General features: G+C 53.8%; 1 protein-coding gene. It reads left to right on the forward strand.

Annotated features, from left to right (window positions below; genetic code table 11):
- Positions 1-5: 5 nt before the first annotated feature.
- Positions 6-900, forward strand: an 895-nt coding sequence (locus tag KTN04_RS16605; RefSeq protein ID WP_217336335.1) for an IS5 family transposase, incomplete at its 3' end; no start/stop codon positions are given.

Genomic DNA, 900 nt, shown 5'->3' on the forward strand with positions numbered 1-900 from the left:
ATCAGATGGATCAGCAACTTACATTCGCGGACAGCGAGTTCAGCAACAAGCGCCGTCAGACCCGCAAGGAGAAATTCCTGGGCCGAATGGACAAGCTGATTCCATGGGCGCGTCTCGAAGCCGTTATCGAGCCCCACTATCCCAAGGCTGGAAACGGCCGTCGGCCTTACCCGTTGTCCACCATGTTGCGCATTCACTGCATGCAGCAGTGGTATAACCTCAGTGACCCAGCGATGGAAGATGCACTGTACGAGATTGCCTCAATGCGGCTGTTTGCAGGCTTATCACTGGATAAAGCCATTCCCGATCACACCACCATTCTGAAGTTCCGGCACTTGCTCGAACGCCAAGGCCTGGCCCGACAGGTTTTTGAAGAAGTGAACCAATGGCTGTCTGAGGCCGGTGTCCTTCTTAAAGAAGGCTCGCTGGTTGATGCTACTATCATCGAAGCCCCCAGCTCCACCAAGAACAAAACGGGCGAGCGAGATCCGGAGATGCATCAGACCAAAAAAGGCAACCAGTGGCATTTCGGCTTGAAAGCTCACATAGGTGTGGATGCCCGCACCGGTATCACACACAGTTTCAGTACAACTGCCGCAAACGAGCACGATCTCAATCAGGCTGACCAGCTACTGCACGGTGAAGAAGCATTCATCTTTGCTGATGCGGGTTACCGGGGCGCCGAAAAGCGAGACGAGCTGAAAGATGTCAGTGCGGACTGGTACATCGCTGAACAGCCAGGGAAGCTGAAGGCCCTGAAAAAACACCCTCGGATCAATAAGGTCAGAATCCGCACCGAGTATCTGAAAGCCAGCATCCGTGCGAAAGTTGAGCATCCGTTTCGGATCATCAAGTGCCAGTTCGGCTTCGTGAAAGCCCGTTACCGTGGCCTGAAGAAAA

It is taken from the genome of Marinobacterium weihaiense (genome assembly GCF_019061305.1).
GTDB lineage: Bacteria > Pseudomonadota > Gammaproteobacteria > Pseudomonadales > Balneatricaceae > Marinobacterium > Marinobacterium weihaiense.